Consider the following 20,850-nt stretch of genomic DNA (forward strand, 5'->3'; position numbering starts at 1 on the left):
CCAGGATCGATCAGGGATTTATTGAACGTTCTTGATGCGGATAGGCCCCCCGTCAAGCGGGCGGCGATGATGAAGAACGTCGAACAGCACCAGATCAGCCGTTCTCGATTGACGCAAAATACTACGATGCACCACTTGGGTGCCCTTGACGGTGACGCACCTCCTGACACATTTTTCTCCTGGCGTCCCCCACGTCACCAATCGAAGGGTGTGGCACGTGACTGAGCACGGCACGACGACTGGCGAATCGGCCACCAGGCCCATACGGGTCAACTCATGGAACGGCTGGGACCCGCTGCGCCATGTCATCGTCGGAAGGGCCGACGAAGCCGTGGTGCAAGCGCCCGAACCCGCTGTACGGCGGGACTTCCCGGACGACGGCTACCCCCTCGGCACCTACGGCCCGATGCCGGCCGACATGACCGCCGAGGCCAACGAGCAGCTCGACAACTTCGCCGACATGCTGCGCAAACGAGGCATCCGGGTGGACAGACCCACCCCGCTCGACTTCAACCAGAAGGTCTCCACCCCGGACTGGGAGCAGGAGACGATGTCCGGTTGTATGCCCCCGCGGGACATCCTGCTCACCGTGGGCAACGAGGTCCTCGAAGCGACCATGTCGTACCGCAGCCGGTGGCACGAGTACCTCGCCTACCGGCCCATCCTCCAGGAGCTGTTCAAGGCCGACGCGCGCATGCGCTGGGAGACCGCGCCCAAGCCGCGGCTGACCGACGCCAGCTACCACACCGCCTTCTGGGACACGTACAACGAGCTGCCCACCGAGGTGCAGCTCGCCAAGGTCCGCGACTACGATCTGGTCCTCACCGAGGAGGAGCCGCTCTTCGACGCGGCCGATGTGGCCCGCTTCGGCAAGGACCTCTTCGTCCAGCTCTCCTTCGTCACCAACCGCAGCGGCTACGACTGGCTCAAGCGCCACTACCCCGACCACCGGGTGCACGCGGTGACCTCCACCAACACCCATCCGCTGCACATCGACGCCACCTGGGTGCCGCTGCGCCCCGGGCTCGTGCTGCACTGCGGTGAGCGCCTCGCCGACCAGGAGCTGATGGACTTCTTCAAGCTCAACGACTGGGAGATCGTGGAGGCCGTCCAGCCCGCGAGCTGGGACCACCCGCCGAAGCTCTCCTACTGCAGCCCCTGGCTGGCCGGGAACATGCTGAACCTCGACCAGAACACCCTCTGCGTCGAGGAGAAGGAGGTGCGCCTCTCCGAGCAGCTGGCCTCCTACGGCTTCGAGATCGTGCCCGTGCCGTTCCGGTCGGTCGGCCCCTTCGGCGGCGGACTGCACTGCGCCACCGTCGACATCGAGCGCGACGGCGACTGCGAGGACTACTTCCCCCGCCGGCACGGACGGTACTGACGCACCGTGGGCGCCATACGGCCCGGGGGGCCGTCCGATGTCAAGGCAGTGATCTTCGACTTCTACGGCACGCTCGTCCGTATGGTGCCGCCGCTGCCGCCGAGCCATGAGCCCTTCTTCCTGCGCAGAGGGCTCGACGAGGCGGCGGCGCGCTGGGGCGGGCAGTGGTCCTCCGGTCCGCCCGACGGCGCGGACCACCGGGTCCACTCGGTGAGCGAGGACTCCTACCGGGCCTGGGAGCTGGACCGGCTGCGCCGGCGGGCCCTCGCGTGCGGAGTGCCCGAGGACCAGGCGGGCGAGCTGGCGGCCGAGCTGGACCGGGCCGTCAGACAGCTCCGGCTGGAGCTGTACGCCGATGTGACGGCCGTGCTCGCGCGACGGCGCGAGCGCGGCCTGACGGTGGCGGTCTGCTCCAACTGGTACTGGGATCTGGACCGGGCCCTGGCCGAGGCGGGCATCGACGGCCTGGTGGACGTGGCCGTCACCTCGGCCAGGGCCGGGGCGCGCAAGCCGCACCCCCACATCTACCGGACCGTGCTCGACGCGTGCTCGGCCGCACCGGAGCAGGCCCTCTTCGTGGGGGACATGTGGGAGGCGGATGTGCTGGGCCCCCTGGACCAGGGGATGCGCGCCGTCCATCTGTGGCGGCCCGACCGGGCCGTCGAGGGCGAGGCGCCCGCGCTGCCCGACCGGGCGGCGCGGATCGCCACGCTCGACGCGCTCACCGGTCTGCTGTAGCCCGGTGCGAGAGCCGGTCCAGCACATTGCGGGTCACCCGGACGACACCCGCGTCCAGTTCCCGGCCGCACACCACCGGCCAGTCGGTGGTGCCGGCCGAGAACACCGTGCCGCCCGCCGTGTGGACCCCCATGGTCGCCGCGCGGGGGCCGGTGGCGTCCGGCTCCCGCTCGGGGCAGTTCCAGTGACCCCAGCGGAGATCGTGGAAGCTCTCGTTCACCGGGTCCAGCACATAGATGCCGAGTATCAGGAACGGGGAGGGGGAGCCGTCCGCGCGGACCGCCCGGGCGACCCCCTCCCCGTCGTACGCGAAGGACGCGCCGTCGCACTCGTATCCGATCAGCGCCGTACCCGCGCCCAGCGCGTCCGGCTTCCCGCCGTCCGAGCCGTCGCGCAGCCCGGTGCCCTCGAAGACCCAGTGGCCGGCGTGTTGCACGGTGTACCCCGCGCGCGGCCGGTCGCCCGGCCAGTCGCCGGGCCACATGCCGCCGTTGCGGAAGCTCATCCCGGTGAGCGAGTCCTCCGGCACCCCGACACCGTCCGGCGGGGCGGGCCACCACAGATCCGTCGCCGGGAGATGGGGGTACTCCTCGCCCACCCGGTGGTCGGTGTCCGAGACGAAGGCGGTGTTCCCGTCGACCGGATGGACACGCCACCAGCAGGTGTTGGCGCTGAAGAACGCGACATTCCCGCCCCCGTCCACATGCGCGGCCACATGGGCCCGCATCTCCTCGCTCCAGTACTCGTCGTGGCCGACGCTCAGCAGCAGGTCGTAGGGGGCCAGCAGCTCCGGGTCCTCGTGCAGATCGAGGTCCGTGCAGTACTCGACGGCGTAGCCGCACCGCTCCAGCCAGGCGATGAACGGGGCGTCCCAGTAGGCCAGATCGATCACCCCGCCCGGCCGGTGCAGACTGAGCCGGTGCCCGCGCGGCTCGCCGTCGCCGCCCTCCTGGTAGACGGGGTTCTCGTAGAGGTTGCAGCCCCGGGTCAGCTCCTGGCTGTTCGACTGGTTGTAGGCGTGCCGGGTGAAGGTCGACTTCTTGTAGAGGATGCGCCCCCGGCGTCCGGGTTCGCGCGGTCTCACCACGAAGAACTCCCGGGAGAACCCCTCGATGCCCGAGGCGTCCAGCAGGGGCACGGACCGGGCCGACTCCGCGTCGCCCGGCACGAGATGGGCGAGATAGATGCCGGGCGGCCACTCCTCGGGGGTGCGGAAGGCATACGGCGGCAGCTCCCAGGCCACGGCGGGCGAGGCGTGCTCCGCGACCCCGTCCGGGTGCGGCGGCGGGGACTTCCACTCGCCCCGGAACACCTCGGACTCGGCCATGAAGGACAGCTCGCGGCCCAGCCGGTAAAAACGCACCCGGAACTCGTCCGCATCGGTCGACACATGGAGTGTCAGAATCTCGCCGGCGGTCACGCTTTCGCGGTTCACATAGCCTTCGATCATTTTTCCTCCCGGTGACCCACCGCGCTGTTCGCGGCCCGGGTCCCGGGCGATGGTAAAAGACGGTTCCCCCTACAACAAACTGGTGGAGAAGTTCGGCCTACTCGCGATGAATTCAGGCCAAGTGGCGCGCCCGGAGAATGTGTGAGCGATTTTCTGGGTAGCGCGGATCAACAGGTTGAAACGCCCTCTTGGGAGATGTCGATGAGTAATGAATTCCGAGTCCGTGAGCTGGTCCTGGGCATCGAGGGACTGGCTCTGCTGCGCACCGCGATGGAAGCGGATGACGAGTTCCTGAAAGAACGCGTCAAGGAGATAAGGAAATTCGCGGCCCAGGACGCCCAGGGGCTGCCCGACGGCGGTTCGGCGGTCAGCGAGCTGGACGCCTCCGCCGGGTACGCGGCCTGGTCCACCGTGTACGACTCCCTGCCCAGCTCCTACATCGAGGTCGAGGAGCCGGTGGTGCACGGGCTGCTGGACGCCGGCCCGGTGGGCACCGCGCTCGACGCGGCCTGCGGCACCGGCCGCACCACGGCCGCCCTGACCGCGCGCGGCTACCGCACGATCGGCGTGGACCAGTCGCCGGAGATGCTGGAGCGCGCGGCGGAGAAGGCCCCGGAGGCCGAGTACCGCCGCGGGCGGCTGGAGAGCCTCCCGGTGGAGGACGAGTCGGTCGACCTGGCCGTGTCCACCCTCGCCCTGACGCATCTCCCCGACCTCAAGGCCGGGATCGCGGAGCTGGCCCGGGTGGTCCGCCCCGGCGGGCGGGTCATCGTCTCGGACATGCACCCCTTCGTCATCACCCTCCAGGGACAGTGCCTCTTCGTGGAGGGCGACGACCGGCTGGCCTTTGTGCGCAACTATGTGCATCTGCCGAGCCATTACATCGACGCCTTCGCATCCGCCGGTCTCACGGTGCGCGCCTGTGTCGAGCCGGTGTTCAATGGAAGGCTCGCGCCCGGGGGGTACGAGGAGTTCATCGCGGACGCCGCCCGCGCGGCCTGGAGCGGTATTCCCATTGTCATCGTCTGGGAAGCCGTCAAGGCGTGACGGCCCAAGGCGCCAAGGAAAGGACAGCGGCAGCCGTGAGAGTTGTTCTCCATTCCGAGCGACCCGAGCTCTGGGACCGTATCCCCGAGGTCTTCGCCGGAGTCGTCCCCGAATACAATCTGCACGGGGACATCAACGAAACCCACTGGAACCGTCTCTTCGAGGAATTCAGGGACCACCAGTTCGTCCTCTACGACGAGGAGAACGACGCCCTGCTCGGCGCGGGCCGCTCACTGCCGCGCACCTGGGACGGCACCCCCGAGGACCTCGGCTCCGGGCTCGACGACTCGATCACCGCGGCCTTCGACGCCCATGACGCGGGCACCGAGCCCAACGCCCTGGTCGCCCTCGGGGTCGAAGTGGCCCCCGCCCACCAGGGGAAGGGCCTCTCCAAGGCGCTGCTGACACAGATGACGGAGATGGCCCGCGCCGACGGGCTGCCCCATCTGATCGTGCCGGTCCGGCCCATCTGGAAGCACCGCTACCCCCTCGTCCCCGTCGAGCGGTACGCGTTCTGGACCCGCGAGGACGGCGAGCCCTTCGACCCCTGGATTCGTGTCCAGGTACGGCTCGGGGGCGTGGTCGCCGCCGGGGTGTCGGAGTCCTCCCGGATCACCGGCACCGTCGCCGAGTGGGAGTCCTGGACCGGGATGGCCTTCCCCGAGGACGGCGAGTACGTCTTCCCCGAGGGGCTCTCCACCCTGCGGGTGGACCGGGACCGGGACCTCGCCTCCTACTGGGAGCCGGGCGTGTGGATCACCTTCGATCTGCGGGACCCGGCTCCGGAAGCAGCGAGGCCCCGCACCTGACGGCGGTCCAGGCGTACGCGGAGAGCAGTTCCGTGTGCGCCTGGTCCACCTCCGGGCGGCGCTCCGGCGGCAGCCCGGCGACACCGGCGGTGGAGACCGCCGCGGCCCGCAGCCGCTCACCGGCCGGGGAACCGCTCCCGGCCGCGCCCCGGGGCGCGTACCGCCGGGCGGCGGACTCGGCCTGCCGGCCCAGCAGCAGGCAGTGAATCCAGAACTCGTCCGCGAAGGGTGCCCCGAACGTCTTCCCGATCTCCCCGGCCGCGGCCTCCGGGCGGCCGGCCCGCACCGCCCGCGTGATCGCCTCCTCGGTCAGCCCCGTCCCCGGCAGCGCCTCGCGCCAGGTGATGTGCGAGCGCGCCTTGGGGGTGGCGTCCTGGCCCGGCAGCCGGATGAACCCCTCGCCGTACCGCATGTACGGCAGCCACTCCAGCTCCTCCAGCACCCAGCCCCCGTACAGCGCCGGGCGGGCGTCGTCCGCGCCGACCGGGCAGACCGCGCGGCGCACCCCCTGGGCCGCGTGGCCGTTGATGCTGCTGGTCCCCATGTGCTCGGTGACGGTCGGCACCGCCAGCAGGGCGCTGCGCCGCCCGTCCCGCCGCAGGAACGCCGCCATCACCTCGTCGTCGTGGCGCTCGCCGGTCGTGCCCGCCCAGCGGCGGAACTCGGCGGCCATGGCCACCGGGAGGACGATGGCGAGGGTCGGGGCGAACTCCTCGGGCACGGCCCGCACCCACCCCGCTCCGGCCAGCGCGGCGAGCCGGGCGGCGGCGCCGTTGCGCGCGTGCCAGTTGGTGTAGAAGGCGAGGGCGTCCCCGGGGAACCGGTCGGCGCAGTGGGCCACCAGGTCGAGCAGATCCGGCGGAGCGGCCACATCGTCCTGGATCATCAGATGGTGGGTGGCGTCCTCGCGCGCCCGTCCCCACGCCACCAGCGCGGTCCGCAGCGCCGACGGGGAGTCGTCCGGCGCGGGGTCCAGGGCCAGCCCGTCCAGGCCCAGACGGGCACAGAGCTCCTCCGCCTCGGCTCGTCGGACCGGATGCGTCATCACGGCCGAACTGACGCGTGCTGCGGGCATCGAGGGAACTCCTTCAGCCGGTGACCGGTGCGGACTCGCTCCGACGATCATGGACGCAGCCCCGGCCGCTGTCCCCGGACGCGGGGGCAGTAAGGCCGGAAACGGCCGATTGCTGACTCGATTCAACCGGGCCGTGCGATCCGTCCGGTTCAGGGCCGCCAGGCGGGCCGGCCGCACCCGCGCGCGCTGCTCTCCCGGTCCGTCCGGTAGCGCACGGCCCTGTGGCGGGCCCGGGCCTCCGCCCGGGGATCGTCCGCCACCGGCTCCCGCCGCCGGAGCAGCGCCGCCGCACAGCCGCCGGTGACGGCGACGACGACGGCGTCCGTACAGAGCAGGACGGCCGTCCCCGCGCCGAGCAGCAGATGGACGGCCGTCACCTCCAGTGCCGCGAAGATCAGTGCCGCTGCGATGGCCGTGTACCGGCTGCTCGGGTTCACCCTGGTGCCTCTCCGAAGGGTGCGGGCCGATGCGGAGTGCCGCCCGCGCCCTCGTCCTATACCCGTCGGCGGGCGGGGAGCGCGCGCCCCCACGGAAATGGCATATGCGGCCACCGGGAGTGTCCCCCCATGTCCGGCAAAGGGCGCCGAACCGCCACGGCGGGCGGCGCGCGCCGGGCGGACGTACGCTGAGGAAGGGCTGGTTGTCCGCTGTTCAACCGCCTGTTCGGGAGGTCTCCATGGATGTCCTGGTGCTCATCGGACGCATCCTGTTCGCGCTGCTCTTCCTCAACTCGGCCATCGGGCATCTCACCCGAACCCGGACCCTGGCCGGTTACGCCGGTGCGCGGGGGGTCCCCGCGCCCGCCGCCGCCACCTTCGGCAGCGGACTGCTGCTGGCGGCGGGCGGGCTGATGGTGCTCCTCGGTGTCTGGGCCGACCTCGGCGCGCTGCTGCTCGCCGTCTTCCTCTTCCCCACGGCCCTGCTGATGCACGCGTTCTGGAAGGAGGACGATGCGCAGGCCCGCCAGACCGAGATGATCAACTTCCTCAAGGCGGTCTCGCTGGGCGGCGCGGCGCTGATGCTGCTGGCCTTCTTCTCGTACGCCGGTCACGACCTCGGGCTGACGATCACCGGCCCGCTCCTCGGCATCCGCTGACGCGCCCCGCGGCCGGCTCCTCCCCTCCACCCGCGCCGGCCCCGGGAGCACCGTCCGCGCCGGCCCCGGGAGCACCCTCCGCGCCGCCCGGACCCTCCGCGCCGCCCGGACCCTCCGCGCCGTTCCCCGGCAACGGATCGTGTCACGACGGTTGTTCACACATAGGAACGTCGATTACATGGAGGGATGTCTCGTCCTCGCCGCAGGAGCACCCTCCCCCCGCCCCTCCTCACCCTCCTTCTCGCGCTCGCCCTGCTCCTCGCGGCCCCGGCCGCACCGGGGAGCGCCGCCGACACCGGCGCGGCCGGTCCCGTCCGCGATCCGATCCCCCAGCAGCCCATCGAGTCCGGCCTCGGACTCACCGTCGAGGAGTACGCCTCCTTCCCCAGGAGCGAACCCGTCCCCGGGCCCGTCACCGACGCCCGGCTCAGACGCCACGCCCGGATCAACCAGCTCGTCGAGCTGCCCGACGGCTCGGGCCGGATGGCCGTACCCGACCTCAACGGCACCCTCTACCTCGTGCGGCGCGGCACCCCGCGCGCCTATCTCCAGCTCCCCGCCGCCATCGGCTCCGCCTTCTTCGCCAGCAGCGGCCTCGGCTCCGGCCTCGGCTCGGTCGCCTTCGCGCCCGGCTTCCGCGACACCGGCCGCTTCTACACCGTGCACACCGAGAAGGCGTCCGCCACCACCGCCCGGCCCGACTACGTCCAGGGGTCGGCCGTCAACTACCACGGGGTCGTCACCGAGTGGACGGCCGACGACCCGGCGGCGGCCACCTTCTCCGGCAGCCGCCGCGAACTGCTCCGGATCGGCTTCACCGGCGGCGGCCACGGCATCCAGCAGATCGACCTCAACCCCACCGCCCGCCCCGGGGACAGCGACCACGGGCTGCTGTACATCGCCGTCGGCGACGGCGCCCAGGGACTGAACAACAGCGAGCCCCAGAGCCTCTCCCTGCCCCACGGCAAGCTGCTGCGGATTGACCCGGGCGGACGGAACGGTCCCAACGGCGCCTACGGCATCCCCGCCGGCAACCCCTTCACCGGCCGGGCGGGCGCGCTCGGCGAGATCTACGCGTACGGCATGCGCGACCCGCACCGCTTCAGCTGGGACCGGGCCGCCCCCCACCGGCTGCTCCTGGGACACATCGGTGAACACGCCATCGAGGGGGTGTACGAGGTGCGCGCCGGGGACAATCTCGGCTGGAGCGAGCGGGAGGGCGCCTTCGTGTACGACCGGAACGCGGCCGACCCCTGCGACCGGCTCCTGGCCCTGCCCGCCGACGACGCCCGGTACGGCTACACCTATCCGGTCGCCGCCTACGACCACGACCCGCCCGCCGGCTGGAACTGCCGCTCGGACGTGGGCCGGGCCATCGTCGGCGGCCATGTCTACCGGGGCTCCGCGGCCCCCGCGCTGCGCGGCAAGTACCTCTACGGCGACATCGTCGACGGCCGGCTCCTCTACTCCGAGAGCGCCGAGATGCGCCGGGGCTCGGGGAGGCTCGCCGACACCTACCGGCTGATGCTCTTCGACCGCGCCGGACAGCGGGTGACCCTGCGCGACCTCGCCGGGGACCGCCGGGTCGATCTCCGCTTCGGGCAGGACGCCGCGGGCGAGCTGTATCTGCTCTCCAAGGCCAATGGGAGGATCTGGCGGGTCACCGGCACCCGGACCTTCGCCGACTGCCGGCCGGCGGGCACCACGCTCACCGGTCTCACCGCCTCCCGCCACTGGGCCCCGGTCACCCCCGCGAAATGGCGCTTCCCGCGGGGCAGGGTCACCCTCGCCGAGGCCGGCGTCTCACGGCCGGGGCCCCGCAGGCCCTTCGAGTACGCCGTGCTCACCGCGGGCCCGGTCCTCGGCAGCACCCGGATCGACGCCGAGATCCGGCTCGACACCCCGGTCGAGATCGGCAACCGGGATGTGGTCGTCGTCTTCGGCCACCAGTCCGACACCCGCTTCTACTACGCCCATCTGTCGTCGGACAACACCATCTATCCGCACAACGGGATCTTCGTCGTCGCCGACGCGGACCGGCTCCGCCTCGACCACCAGTGGAACGGCGCGACCGGGGCGCCGCCCGCCGTCACGGACGCCGCCTGGCACTCCGTACGCGTGACCCACTGCGCCGGCACCGGGGAGATCGCGGTGTACGTCGACGGCTCCCGGCACCCGCTGATGACGGCCGTGGACCGGACGCTCACCACCGGCCGGGTCGGGTTCGGCTCCTTCGACAACACCGGGAGCCTGCGCGGACCGAGGGTCACGGGGAGCCCCGCGGTCCGGTGACACGGCGGCGGGGCCCGCCCGTCCGGGACGGACGGGCCCCACCGGTCTCTCCGTGCCCGATCGCCGACGGAACGTCAGACGATCTGGTCCGACAGCTCGGCCTGTTCACGCGCCGAGCCGTATGCCTGCGGGGTGCCGTACGAGCGGCGCGCCACGAACCACCAGACGGTGGCCAGCGTCAGCACCGTGACCAGTGCGACCGAAGCGTAGTTCATGGTGTCCACCGTGACCGGGCTGGACTGCGGCAGCAGGAAGAGCACCGTCACGAACGCCACCCACACCACGGCGATCCAGCCGATCGGCTTGCTCCACCTGCCCAGGTTCCACGGCCCCGGCTGGAAGCGGTCGCCCGCCCGCAGCTTCAGATAGACCGGGATGGCGTAGGCCGGGGTGATGCCGATGACATTGATCGCGGTCACCGCGCCGTAGGCGGTCGACGAGTAGAGGGAGGGCAGCGCCAGCAGCGCCGCGAAGCCCACCGACAGCCACACCGCCGGGACCGGGGTCTGGGTGCGGCTGCTGACCCTGCGCCACAGGGACGAGCCCGGCAGCGCGTTGTCCCGGCTGAACGCGAACACCATCCGGCTGGCCGCCGCGACCTCCGCGTTGCCGCAGAAGAGCTGCGCCACGATCACGATCAGCAGCAGCGCCGAGGCGCCGCCGGTGCCCAGCGCGTCCACCATGATCTGGGCCGGCGGCACCCCGGTCGCGGAGTCCTGCGCCCCGGCGTAGTCCTGGATGGCGAAGGTCAGCCCCGCGAGCAGGGCGAAACCGGCGATCCAGGAGACCCAGATCGCGCGGACGATGCCCTTGGCGGCGGTGACGGAGGCATTGGAGGTCTCCTCCGAGAGATGCGCGGACGCGTCATAGCCGGAGAAGGTGTACTGGGCGAGCAGCAGACCGATCGCCGCCACATAGACGGGGTTCTCCCAGCCGGTGCCGTTGACGAACTCGGTGAAGACGTACTCCGGGGACTGGTGGTTCTTGGGGACGACCGCCAGCACACCGACGATCAGCGCGACACCGCCGATGTGCCACCACACACTGATCGAGTTCAGCACGCTGACCAGCTTCACCCCGAAGAGGTTGAGCGTGGCGTGCAGCAGCAGGATGATCAGGAAGATCACCATGGTGGAGCCGGGTGTCGGATCGAATCCCCACTGGAGATGGAGGAACGCGCCGGTGAACAGGGCCGCGCCGTAGTCGATGCCGGCGATGGCGCCCAGCAGGCCCAGCAGATTCAGCCAGCCCGTGTACCAGCCCCACTTGCGGCCGCCCAGCCGGTCCGCCATGTAGTAGAGCGCGCCCGATGTGGGGTAGGCGCTGGTGACCTCGGCCAGCGCCATGCCCACGCAGAGCACGAAGAGCCCGACACCCAGCCAGCCCCAGAGCATCACGGCGGGACCGCCGGTGTTCATGCCGAAGCCGTACAGCGTCATGCAGCCGGAGAGGATGGAGATGACGGAGAAGCTGATGGCGAAGTTGCCGAAGCCTCCCATGCGGCGGGCCAGAACCGGCTGATAGCCGAGTTCCCGCAGCCGTTCCTCCTCGTCGATGGGGGACTTGGGGTCCGCACCCGACCATCTGGGTGAGGGGATGGACATGATGAATCAACCTCCGGGGGAAAGGTGTGCGCGCACTGAACAGTCGGTGGGGGGTTACGGGGGTGGTGCGGGTGCGGGGCGGTCAGTGACCGGCACCGCGGGCGGCGGCGAGACAGCGGCTCCGGGCGCGGAGGAAGACCTCCTCGGCCAGCGCCGGGTCACCGGGGCTCTGTGAGCGGTACAGCCAGGGGGGTGCGGTGAAGTACGGACCCAGCGCCTCGAAGACCCGGGCCGCCTCCGCGAACCGGCCCGCGCCCCACAGCGCGTGGGCCAGATGGTTGAGATCGAGCAGCGAGGCCTCGGCCGGGTCGATCCGGTCGAACCAGCCCTCCAGGGCGATCACCGCCTCCCGGGTGGCGTCCTCGGTCACCCAGTGCAGATCCAGCGCCCGCTCGTGGCCCCGGTCCCGGCGGTAGCGCTCCACCCGGACATGGAGCGGCAGGGCCAGCAGCGCTGATCCGGCCGGCGCGGCGGACGCCGCCCACTGGACGAAGTTCACCGCCTCCGACAGATGCCCGCCCGACCTGCGGGCGTACACGAACTGGAGCATCCGGTGGTACGCCTCGCGGTTGTACGGGTCGCGCTTGTGCGCCTCCGCCAGCAGCCCCCAGGGGCCGGGGAAGAGCATCGGGCCCGGGGGGACCTGGCGGTGCTCCTCCAGCCGCTGCTTCTCGTCCAGTTGGGCCAGCGCCAGCAGACAGACCCACGGCACCGGGTCGTCGGGCCCCTGGTGGGCGGCGATCCGGCACGCCTCCCACGCCTCGTGCCACAGCTCCTGGGTCCGCTGGTGGTTCTCGCGGTGGGCCCGCAGCGCCCGCTCCACCGAGACCCTGCTCTGCATCACGGCGGCGGCCCGCGAGCCCGGTTCCTCGGCCCGCCACGCCTGGACCGCGTCGGAGCCCGCCGCGACGGCCGCCAGCACCTGGGTGCGCTGGGTCCACACACCCCAGCTGGTGGTGGTGTGCAGCAGATTCCGCATCGACAACCACCGGCCCGTCCGTAAATCCTGCATGACGGTGCGGAGTTCGTTGTCGTGGCCCGCCGGGTGGTACACCGGCCGGAACTGGTCCTGGGACATCAGTCCGCCGCCGCCCCCGTCGTTCTGCGCCGGCGTGGATGTCGAGAAAAGGTCGTCATGGGTCCTCATAGGGACAGGTGGGGGGTGGGCTGGGGGCAGAGAAAACGTTCCACTCCCCGTATGCGCGCCGATCTTACTCAACCAATCGAATACGACAAGAAGTTGACGAAGATCGGTCACATCGTGGAACGGTGGGCACATTAACAAGGGTATTTGACTATCTCTTGACGGCCGTCGTCCCGTGCTCCACCCTGTCCTCTCGTCAACGAACAGGATTCTCGCGGCACTTGAGAGCCGTCGGGCAACGCCTTCCCGAGAGAGTGTGATGGCCGATGTCAAGTGCCGTACTCGCCATTGATCAGGGGACCTCCGCGACCAAGGCGCTCGTCGTCTGCCCCGAGCGCGGAGTCATCGGCACCGGCACGGCGCCCGTCACCCCGCGCTACGGCCCCGGGGGCCGGGTGGAGGCCGATCCCCGGGAACTGCTCGGCTCCGTGGTCACCGCCGGACGCCGGGCGCTGGCCGCAGCCGGGGAGCCCGTCGCCGCCGTCGGACTCGCCAACCAGGGCGAGACGGTCCTCGCCTGGTCCCCCGCCACCGGGGAACCCCTCACCGACGCCATCGTCTGGCAGGACCGGCGCGCGGAGTCCGTCTGCGCCGGACTCGCCGCCCACGGCGACCGGCTGGCCCATCTCACCGGACTGCCGCTCGACCCCTACTTCGCCGCCCCCAAGATGGCGTGGATACGCCGCCACCGCACCCGGGACGGCGTGGTCACCACCAGCGACTCCTGGCTGGTCCACCGGCTCACCGGAGCCTTCGTCACCGACGCCGCGACCGCCGGCCGCACCCAGCTCCTCGACCTCGACACCGTCGCCTGGTCACCCGAGGCGCTCGGGATCTTCGGCCTCGCCGACGAGCCGCTGCCCGAGGTGGTCGACGCCGCCGGCCTCGTCGGCACCACCACCGCCTTCGGCCCGGAGCTGCCGCTCACCGGGCTGCTCGTCGACCAGCAGGCCGCCCTGCTCGCCCAGAGCGTCACCGAGCCCGGCACGGCCAAGTGCACCTACGGCACCGGGGCGTTCCTCCTCGCCCAGACCGGCCCGAGCCCCCGCCGCACCACCGCCGGGCTGGTCTCCTGTGTCGCCTGGCGGCTCGGCGGACGCACCAGCTACTGCCTCGACGGACAGGTGTACGCCGCCGCGTCGGCCGTCCGCTGGCTCACCGGCCTCGGAGTGGTCTCCGGCGCCGCCGACCTGGACCGCGTCGGCGCCTCGGTGCCGGACAGCGGCGGGGTCGCCTTCGTCCCCGCGCTCGCCGGTCTCGCCGCCCCCTGGTGGCGCGGCGACGTCCGGGGCCAACTCACCGGACTCGGCCTCGACACCGGCCCCGGACATCTGGTGCGCGCCCTGTGCGAAGGCATCGCCGCCCAGGTCGCCGAGGTCGCGCGGGCCGCCGCCACCGACCTCGGCCGCCCCCTGAGCAGTCTGCGCGTCGACGGCGGACTGACCCGCTCGGCGCTGCTGATGCAGACCCAGGCCGATCTGCTCCAGATCCCCGTGGAGGTCTCCGCCCTGCCCGACGCCACCGCGCTCGGCGCCGCCGCCGTGGCGCGGCTCGGCCTCGACCCCGGCCGCACCGCCGCCGGCGCGCTTCCCGCCTGGCGGCCGTCCGCCGTCTACGAACCGCAGGCCGGACCCGACGAGGCCGCCGAACGGCTCGGCCGGTTCCGCGCCGAGGTGACCGCCCTCCTGGAGCGCACGCCGCCCCGGGTACCTTGACCGTCGTGAGAGTCACCACCACCGGCCCGCTCCCCGGCGGCCTCCACGACATCACCGTCGTCGGCGCCGGGGTCGTCGGCTCCGCCATCGCCCGCGAACTCGCCCGGCACCGGCTGCGCACCGCGCTCATCGACGCCTCCGACGACGTCGGCAACGGCACCTCCAAAGCCAACACAGCGATCCTGCACACCGGTTTCGACGCCGTGCCCGGCACTCTGGAGTCCCGCCTGGTGCGGGAGGGCCAGCGGATGCTGAGCGCGTACGCCGCCGAGACCGGCATCCCCGTCGAACCGCTCGGCGCGCTCCTCGTCGCCTGGAACCGGGAACAGCTCGACGCCCTGCCCGCCCTCGCCGCGAAGGCCGTCCGCAACGACTACCACCGGGCCCGGATCATCGGCGCGGACGAGGTCTACCGCCGCGAACCAGGGCTGGGGCCGGGCGCGCTGGGCGCGCTCGACGTCCCCGGCGAATCGATCGTCTGCCCCTGGACCACCACCCTCGCCTACGCCACCCAGGCCGTGCGCGGCGGCGTCGGCCTCCACCTCAACTGCCGGGTCGAGGCCGTCACCGACACCGGCGGCCACCATGAACTCACCACCGGGCGGGGCCCGCTGCGCACCCGCTGGCTCATCAACGCGGCCGGTCTCCACGCCGACGACATCGACCGCCTCATCGGCCGCCGCGACTTCACCGTCACCCCCCGGCGCGGCCAGCTCATCGTCTTCGACAAGCTCGCCCGCGACCTGGTCCGCCACATCCTGCTGCCGGTGCCGACCGCCCTCGGCAAGGGGGTTCTCGTCTCCCCGACGGTGTACGGCAATGTGATGCTCGGCCCCACCGCCGAGGACCTCGGCGACAAGCGCGCCACCGACTCCACGGCCGAGGGGCTCGCGGGGCTGCTGCGGGAGGGGAAGCGGATCGTGCCACGGCTGCCGGACGAGGAGATCACCGCCGTCTACGCCGGACTGCGCGCCGCCACCGGCCAGGAGGACTACCGCATCCGCGCCCACCCCGGGCAGCGCTGTCTCACCGTCGGCGGAATCCGCTCCACCGGTCTGACCGCTTCGATGGCCATCGCCGCCCATGTGCTGGAGCTGCTGAGGGAGTCCGGGTTCGACCCCGGGCCCGCGCACCCGTGGGAGCCGGTCCGCATGCCCAACCTCGGGGAGGCGTTCCCGCGCCCCTATCAGCGCCCGGAGCTGATCGCCCGGGACCCCGAGTACGGCACGCTGGTCTGCCACTGCGAACGGGTCTCGCGCGGCGAGATCCGCGACGCGCTCGCCGCCACCATCCCGCCGCGCTCCGTGGACGGCCTCCGCCGCCGCACCCGCGCCCGCGCGGGCCGCTGCCAGGGGTTCTACTGCGGCCCGGCGGTCGACGAGCTGCTGGCGGCGGGGCCACCGGGGGAGCCGGGCGGATGAACGCCCCGCCGGGGCGGGTGCCCGCCCGGTGCCGCGTACCGCTTGTCAGGGGGCGCTTGCTCCGGGTGGGTTCGGCGGGCGGGTGCCCGGCGGGGGCGGCGCGCCCGGTGCCGCGTACCGCTTGTCAGGGGTATGTGGTGGGTGGTGTCCGTCCGGTGGGCCGGGTGCGGGGGCGGGTGGGCGATTGCTCCGGGCGGGCACCCACACGGCGGTGAGGACCCCCGGGGCGGCGCGGCGCGGCGCCGGGTGCCGGGGCCCGGCGCGCGGGCGGAGAGCGGACGGATGGACGGATCGGTGCGGGACTCCTCCCGTGGCCGGGCGACGAGCGGGAGGCACGGGGTGGGCGAGGTGGAGCGGACCGGTGGATCGGCCCGGACCAGGGGCGAGGTCGTCGAGCGGAGTGTCGATGTCCTGGTCGTCGGCGCCGGGCCCGCCGGCCTCGGCGCCGCGACCCGGCTCGCACGCGCCGGAGCCGGGCGGATCGAGGTGCTCGAACGCGAGCGGCAGCCCGGGGGCATCCCCCGGCACTGCTTCCACGGCGGCTTCGACGGCCGCCACGGCCCCGCGTACGCCCGCGGGATGGCCGACGACGCGGTGTCCGCCGGGGCCGCGCTGCGGACCGGCGTCACCGTCACCGGCTGGGCGGGCCCCACCACCCTGGAGACCACCGGCCCCCGGGGCATCGAGCGCGTCACCGCCCGCGCCGTCCTCCTCGCCACCGGGGCCCGCGAACGGCCCCGCGCCGCCCGGCTGATCCCCGGCACCCGGCCCGCCGGCGTCCTCACCACCGGCGAACTCCAGCAGGCCGTCCATCTGTACGGCCGGCGGATCGGCACCCGCGCCGTCGTCGTGGGCGCCGGCCCCCTCGCGCACCACGCCGTGCTCACCCTGCGCGCCGGGGGAGCCGAGACCGTCGCGCTGGTCACCGACCGCCCTCCGCCGCCGCTGCCGGGCGCGCTGCGGCGCACCGTCCCCGTGCTCCACCGCACCACCGTCACCGCTCTCACCGGCCACGGCCGGCTCACCGGGGTGCGCGTGCGCCACCGGGACGGCCGGGCCACCACCCTCGCCTGCGACACCGTCGTCCTCACCGGCGACTGGATACCCGATCACGAACTCGCCCGGCGCGGCGGTGTCACGCTCGATCCGGCCACCCGGGGGCCCGCCGTCGACACCGGCTGCCGCACCACCGTCCCGGGGGTCCTCGCCGCCGGGAACCTGCTCCGGGGCGGCGAGCGCGCCGTCCTCGCGGCGGCCGAGGGGCGGGCCGCCGCCGTACAGGTGCTCGGCCATCTCGCGGGCGAGCCCTGGCCCGGCCCGGGGCTGCCCGTGGAAGCCGCCCACCCCCTCCTGTGGGTCTCCCCGAACCGTGTCCACCCGGACGGCCCCGCGCCCCCGCACAACCGGTTCCTGCTGCGCGCCGCCGAGGCCCTCGCGCCGCCCCGGCTCACCGTCCGCCAGGACGGGCTCCTCCTCCACCGGCAGCTCCTGCCCCGCCCGGTGCTCCCCGGGCGCCCGCTCCCGCTCTCCGCGCGCTGGACGAGGAACGCCGACCCCGACGGGGGCCCGGTCCGGATCACCCTCTGACCACCCCGGATCTCCGTGTCCGAAACCCGCCGGAACGGCGTCGCGGCAGCGCCGATACTGGAGGTATGACCACGCAGGACAGCAGATACGAGGCAGTGCGCAGCCGGGACGCCCGGTTCGATGGGGTCTTCTTCTTCGCCGTCTCCACCACCGGGATCTACTGCCGGCCGAGCTGCCCCGCCGTCACCCCCCGACGCCACAACGTCACCTTCCACCGCACGGCCGCCGCCGCCCAGAGCGCCGGCTACCGCGCCTGCCGCCGCTGCCGCCCCGACGCCGTCCCCGGCTCCGCCGAGTGGAACGCCCGCGCCGATGTCGTCGGCCGGGCGATGCGGCTGATCGGCGACGGGGTGGTGGACCGGGAGGGCGTCGGCGGGCTCGCCGGCCGGCTCGGCTACAGCACCCGCCAGCTCCAGCGCCAGCTCAACGCCGAACTCGGCGCGGGGCCCATCGCGCTCGCCCGCGCCCAGCGCGGCCACACCGCGCGCGTACTGCTCCAGAGCACCACGCTCCAGGCCGCCGAGATCGCCTTCGCCTCCGGGTTCGCGAGCGTGCGGCAGTTCAACGACACCATCCGCGCCATCTACGCGGCCACCCCCAGCGAACTGCGCGCCGCCCGCCCCGGCGGGCGGACCCCCGCCGCCCGCGTCGGCCCGGTCACCCCGGAGCACGGCCGCACCGGGGTGCCGCTGCGCCTCGCCTTCCGGGGCGTCTGCGCCACCGCCGAAATCTTCGACCACCTCGCCGAGCGCGCCCTGGCCGGAGTCGAGGAGATCACCGGGGAGCGCGGCCGGCGCGTCTACCGCCGCACCCTGCGGCTGCCCGGCGGCCCCGGGATCGCCGAGGTCACCGAGGAGACCGGCGCGGGCTGGCTCGACTGCCGGCTGCACCTGACCGATCTGCGCGATCTGACCACCGCCACCCAGCGCGTCCGCCGCCTCTTCGACCTGGACGCCGACCCGGAGGCCGTCGACGGACTCCTCGCCCGCGACCCCGCGCTCGCCCCGCTGGTGGCCGCCTGTCCCGGACTGCGCGCCCCCGGCACCACCGACCCGGAGGAGCTGGCCGCACGGGCCGTCGTCGGCGACGGCCTCCCCGTCCGGGCCGGCCGCGCGCTCGGCGACGCGCTGATCGCGGCCCTGGGGCAGCCCCTGTGCCGGCCCAGCGGCGGCCTCACCCATCTCTTCCCCGAGCCGGACACCCTGGCCGGGGCCGCCTTGGAGGGCCTCGGCCTCCCCGGGGACCGGATCACCGCCCTGCGCACCCTGGCCGGCGCCCTCGCGGAGGGCACCCTCACCCTCGACCCCGGCGCCGACCGCGACGCCACCGAGGACGCGCTGCGGAACCTCCCCGGGATCGGCCCCCGCCCGGCCGCGCTGATCCGGATGCGCGCCCTCGGCGACCCCGACGTCCTGCTCGCCGACGACCCCGCCGTCCGCGCCGGACTGCGCCGCACCGGCGCCGGCCCGGCGGGGCCGGCCGGTGAGAAGTGGCGTCCGTGGCGCAGCTACGCCACCCATCATCTGGGTCGTCTCTTGCGGATCGTGCCGGGCTCGTGAGCCCTGGCACCGCGCCTCGCCGCGTTGTCGTCGGTCGCCGACGCTCCGCGTGGGCTCCCTCCTCCGCCTCGCGATCCACGGCACCGGACCCCGCTCAAGATCGCCTTCGCCCCGGGCGACCCTGCCGAACCCGCCCCCCTCCAGGACGTCGTGCGCGCCATCGCCGCCACGGAACTGGCGGCGGCGGGCGGCCCGGACGTGCTCCTGGGCCACGCGGTCATGCTGGAGACCTGGATGCTGGAGAACGACCTCGCGTCCGCCGAGCCGGACGAGGCCGACCGGGCGTCGTCGCTGGCGCTGCTGGAGGCGTTCGCCGAGGGGGACGGCGGGTACTACGCTCCGCTTCTGGACGGACTCCGGTAGCGGCGGGCCCGCCCGGAGGCCGCCGGGCCCCGGGCCGTCGCGGGGACCGGCCCGGCCGGTCGCCGCCGGAGGCCGCCGGGTTCCGGGAGGGCGGTCCCGGACCGTCGCGCGCCGAGGGTCCGGCCCCCGGGGCCGCTCACCGCCCGCGACGCCCGCGAGGTGCGGCCCGGGCCACCCCCATCCGCCCGGCGACCGGCCCGGGGGCTCTGTCCGGGCCGCCGCCCCGGTGGCACGCGGCGGCGGCGCGCCCACCGGTCGCGGAGGCGCCCCGCCGGGTCAGGCGATGGACGCCGAGACGATCGCGGAGACCGCGATGTTGCAGGAGGCCGTCACCCACACCGCCGGGTGCGGCTCCGGCTCCACCAGGGTCGCGCCCAGCTTCCCCGGCGTGACCAGATCCACCACCAGGAACGCCACGGCCATCATCACCAGGCCGAGGACACCGAAGGCGGCCGTGGAGACCAGGCCCTTGCCGAAGTCGTCGTAGGTGGTCCAGATCGAGGTGAAGACGATCCCGCCGATGCCCAGCAGCGCCGAGCTGAGAAGCAGCGCGGCGTTGCGGTTGCGGTCCTCCCATATCTGCCGGCCGAGCTTGCCGGGGGTGAGCAGGTCGATCAGGACCATGCCGAGGATCAGAAGGACCAGACCGAGGGCGCCGTAGGCGCCGGCCCGGCCAAGTCCATTGACGATGTCGCTCATTGAGGGGACGGTCTCCGAGTTCATGAGGTGATACCGGTTCAAGGGCGCGCAAAATCTACCGCACGCCCCCTGGTGTGGCGCACGGGCCCCGCGGGACGGACGGGGGCCGGTGCGGGGTCCGTTCCGTGTGATGCCCCGGACCGGTGGGGGAGCGGGCCCACGAGGGAGTCGATCACACACCCCCCCGCCGCGGGGCGGGGACGGAGGCGCCGGGGGCGGCGGCCGGCCGGGTCCCCCGCCGTGCCCGCACCCGGCGGGTGCGGCTACGCCTCGGCGTCGGCCGCCCTGAGGAGCCCGGCGATGTCGATCCTCTTCATGCCGAGCATCGCCCGCATGGCCCGCTGGGCCCGGTCCTGGTCCGGGTCGGCGAGCAGCTCACCGAGCACGGTGGGGGCGACCTGCCAGGACAGTCCGTACCGGTCCTTCAGCCAGCCGCAGGGGCCCTCCTCGCCGCCGTCGGAGAGGCTGTACCAGTAGTGGTCGACCTCGTCCTGGCCGGCGCAGTTGATCATGAGTGAGATCGCCTCGGTGAAGGTGAACTCGGGCCCGCCATTGATCGCGGTGTACGGCTGGCCGTCGAGGACGAACTCGACCGTCAGCACGGTGCCCGCGGGGCGCGGGCCCGCCTCGCCGTAGTGGGTGATGTTCGTGATCCCGGAGTTCGGGAAGACCGAGACATAGAACGTCGCGGCTTCCTCGCCCTGGGTGTCGAACCAGAGGTTGGGAGTGACGGTGGGCATGGGATTCTCCTCGTCGACTGCGCTGCGGTCGCTCTCCGCCTTCTCTGTTCGGACCGGGAGGGCGCCCGGAACTCATCGCTGCCCCGGCCGCGCGGTTCCCGCGCACCGGGACCCGTCCCGTTCACCCGTC

General features: G+C 73.2%; 18 protein-coding genes. 11 read left to right on the plus strand and 7 right to left on the minus strand.

The annotated features are described in order from the left end of the window. Positions 1-217: 217 nt before the first annotated feature. A complete protein-coding gene (locus ABT122_RS10475; protein WP_351548364.1) occupies positions 218-1,381 on the plus strand; it encodes a serine/threonine protein kinase in 1,164 nt (387 codons plus the stop codon). Positions 1,382-1,387: 6 nt separating this feature from the next. Continuing rightward, complete coding sequence (locus ABT122_RS10480; protein WP_351548367.1) at positions 1,388-2,119, plus strand: HAD family hydrolase; 732 nt, start codon at positions 1,388-1,390, stop codon at positions 2,117-2,119. On the opposite strand, the gene ABT122_RS10485 is transcribed toward ABT122_RS10480, so the two are convergent. Continuing rightward, the gene (locus ABT122_RS10485) at positions 2,103-3,554 is read right to left on the minus strand and encodes a N,N-dimethylformamidase beta subunit family domain-containing protein (protein WP_351548370.1); all 1,452 of its coding nucleotides are present in this window, start codon (positions 3,552-3,554) and stop codon (positions 2,103-2,105) included. The genes ABT122_RS10480 and ABT122_RS10485 overlap by 17 nt on opposite strands. 216 nt (positions 3,555-3,770) lie before the next feature. Between ABT122_RS10485 and ABT122_RS10490 the strand changes: the two genes are divergently transcribed. Together ABT122_RS10490 and ABT122_RS10495 are read left to right on the plus strand one after the other, a co-directional pair. Next, positions 3,771-4,616, plus strand: coding sequence for a class I SAM-dependent methyltransferase (locus tag ABT122_RS10490; protein WP_351548373.1), 846 nt, complete (start codon positions 3,771-3,773; stop codon positions 4,614-4,616). Between the two features lie 35 nt (positions 4,617-4,651). Further along, positions 4,652-5,425: a GNAT family N-acetyltransferase gene (locus ABT122_RS10495; RefSeq protein ID WP_351548376.1), complete on the plus strand. Its 774-nt coding sequence runs from the start codon at positions 4,652-4,654 to the stop codon at positions 5,423-5,425. Here the strand turns inward: ABT122_RS10495 and ABT122_RS10500 are convergent. Together ABT122_RS10500 and ABT122_RS10505 are read right to left on the minus strand one after the other, a co-directional pair. Continuing rightward, the gene (locus ABT122_RS10500; RefSeq protein ID WP_351548378.1) at positions 5,373-6,500 is read right to left on the minus strand and encodes a hypothetical protein; all 1,128 of its coding nucleotides are present in this window, start codon (positions 6,498-6,500) and stop codon (positions 5,373-5,375) included. The two genes, ABT122_RS10495 and ABT122_RS10500, sit on opposite strands and share 53 nt — an antisense overlap. 149 nt (positions 6,501-6,649) lie before the next feature. After that, positions 6,650-6,937 carry a hypothetical protein gene (locus ABT122_RS10505; protein ID WP_351548381.1) on the minus strand — a complete coding sequence of 96 codons (288 nt, stop codon included), beginning with the start codon at positions 6,935-6,937 and terminating at the stop codon, positions 6,650-6,652. Positions 6,938-7,176: 239 nt separating this feature from the next. On the opposite strand from ABT122_RS10505, the gene ABT122_RS10510 reads away from it, so the two are divergent. Beyond that, complete coding sequence (locus tag ABT122_RS10510; protein ID WP_351548383.1) at positions 7,177-7,596, plus strand: DoxX family protein; 420 nt, start codon at positions 7,177-7,179, stop codon at positions 7,594-7,596. A gap of 186 nt (positions 7,597-7,782) precedes the next feature. Beyond that, positions 7,783-9,888 (plus strand): PQQ-dependent sugar dehydrogenase, encoded by a 2,106-nt coding sequence (locus tag ABT122_RS10515; protein WP_351548386.1) that lies wholly within the window; start codon positions 7,783-7,785, stop codon positions 9,886-9,888. Positions 9,889-9,962: 74 nt separating this feature from the next. On the opposite strand, the gene ABT122_RS10520 is transcribed toward ABT122_RS10515, so the two are convergent. Both ABT122_RS10520 and ABT122_RS10525 read right to left on the minus strand, forming a co-directional pair. Beyond that, positions 9,963-11,492, minus strand: coding sequence for an amino acid permease (locus ABT122_RS10520; protein ID WP_351548388.1), 1,530 nt, complete (start codon positions 11,490-11,492; stop codon positions 9,963-9,965). Positions 11,493-11,574: 82 nt separating this feature from the next. Further along, on the minus strand, positions 11,575-12,570 hold the full coding sequence (locus ABT122_RS10525; protein WP_351548437.1) for a hypothetical protein: 996 nt from the start codon (positions 12,568-12,570) through the stop codon (positions 11,575-11,577). A 332-nt stretch (positions 12,571-12,902) separates the two neighbouring features. Between ABT122_RS10525 and ABT122_RS10530 the strand changes: the two genes are divergently transcribed. The 5 genes from ABT122_RS10530 to ABT122_RS10550 all read left to right on the plus strand — a co-directional run bounded on the left by ABT122_RS10530 (position 12,903) and on the right by ABT122_RS10550 (position 19,281). Next, on the plus strand, positions 12,903-14,351 hold the full coding sequence (locus ABT122_RS10530; RefSeq protein WP_351548390.1) for an FGGY family carbohydrate kinase: 1,449 nt from the start codon (positions 12,903-12,905) through the stop codon (positions 14,349-14,351). Positions 14,352-14,356: 5 nt separating this feature from the next. Next, positions 14,357-15,772 carry an FAD-dependent oxidoreductase gene (locus ABT122_RS10535; RefSeq protein ID WP_351548393.1) on the plus strand — a complete coding sequence of 472 codons (1,416 nt, stop codon included), beginning with the start codon at positions 14,357-14,359 and terminating at the stop codon, positions 15,770-15,772. 282 nt (positions 15,773-16,054) lie between these two features. Further along, positions 16,055-17,359, plus strand: a complete 1,305-nt coding sequence (locus ABT122_RS10540) for an NAD(P)/FAD-dependent oxidoreductase (RefSeq protein WP_351548396.1) — start codon at positions 16,055-16,057, stop codon at positions 17,357-17,359. 65 nt (positions 17,360-17,424) lie between these two features. Further along, positions 17,425-18,918, plus strand: coding sequence for an AlkA N-terminal domain-containing protein (locus ABT122_RS10545; protein WP_351548399.1), 1,494 nt, complete (start codon positions 17,425-17,427; stop codon positions 18,916-18,918). A gap of 150 nt (positions 18,919-19,068) precedes the next feature. After that, the gene (locus tag ABT122_RS10550) at positions 19,069-19,281 is read left to right on the plus strand and encodes a hypothetical protein (protein WP_351548402.1); all 213 of its coding nucleotides are present in this window, start codon (positions 19,069-19,071) and stop codon (positions 19,279-19,281) included. A gap of 276 nt (positions 19,282-19,557) precedes the next feature. Here the strand turns inward: ABT122_RS10550 and ABT122_RS10555 are convergent, their stop codons facing one another. Together ABT122_RS10555 and ABT122_RS10560 are read right to left on the minus strand one after the other, a co-directional pair. Then, positions 19,558-19,980 carry a DUF350 domain-containing protein gene (locus ABT122_RS10555; protein WP_351548405.1) on the minus strand — a complete coding sequence of 141 codons (423 nt, stop codon included), beginning with the start codon at positions 19,978-19,980 and terminating at the stop codon, positions 19,558-19,560. Positions 19,981-20,243: 263 nt separating this feature from the next. Then, positions 20,244-20,720, minus strand: a complete 477-nt coding sequence (locus ABT122_RS10560; RefSeq protein WP_351548408.1) for a VOC family protein — start codon at positions 20,718-20,720, stop codon at positions 20,244-20,246. Positions 20,721-20,850: the final 130 nt, after the last annotated feature.

This window comes from Streptomyces sp. NPDC001985 (assembly GCF_040296845.1).
In the GTDB taxonomy this organism is placed as follows: Bacteria; Actinomycetota; Actinomycetes; order Streptomycetales; family Streptomycetaceae; genus Streptomyces.

Excerpts from the sequence above, each read along its gene's own strand:
- ABT122_RS10490 (WP_351548373.1), top strand. The coding sequence starts at position 3,771 with ATGAGTAATGAATTCCGAGTCCGTGAGCTGGTCCTGGGCATCGAGGGA.
- ABT122_RS10500 (WP_351548378.1), bottom strand. The coding sequence starts at position 6,500 with ATGCCCGCAGCACGCGTCAGTTCGGCCGTGATGACGCATCCGGTCCGA.
- ABT122_RS10510 (WP_351548383.1), top strand. The coding sequence starts at position 7,177 with ATGGATGTCCTGGTGCTCATCGGACGCATCCTGTTCGCGCTGCTCTTC.
- ABT122_RS10515 (WP_351548386.1), top strand. The coding sequence starts at position 7,783 with ATGTCTCGTCCTCGCCGCAGGAGCACCCTCCCCCCGCCCCTCCTCACC.
- ABT122_RS10520 (WP_351548388.1), bottom strand. The coding sequence starts at position 11,492 with ATGTCCATCCCCTCACCCAGATGGTCGGGTGCGGACCCCAAGTCCCCC.
- ABT122_RS10525 (WP_351548437.1), bottom strand. The coding sequence starts at position 12,570 with ATGTCCCAGGACCAGTTCCGGCCGGTGTACCACCCGGCGGGCCACGAC.
- ABT122_RS10530 (WP_351548390.1), top strand. The coding sequence starts at position 12,903 with ATGTCAAGTGCCGTACTCGCCATTGATCAGGGGACCTCCGCGACCAAG.
- ABT122_RS10540 (WP_351548396.1), top strand. The coding sequence starts at position 16,055 with ATGGACGGATCGGTGCGGGACTCCTCCCGTGGCCGGGCGACGAGCGGG.
- ABT122_RS10545 (WP_351548399.1), top strand. The coding sequence starts at position 17,425 with ATGACCACGCAGGACAGCAGATACGAGGCAGTGCGCAGCCGGGACGCC.
- ABT122_RS10555 (WP_351548405.1), bottom strand. The coding sequence starts at position 19,980 with ATGAGCGACATCGTCAATGGACTTGGCCGGGCCGGCGCCTACGGCGCC.
- ABT122_RS10560 (WP_351548408.1), bottom strand. The coding sequence starts at position 20,720 with ATGCCCACCGTCACTCCCAACCTCTGGTTCGACACCCAGGGCGAGGAA.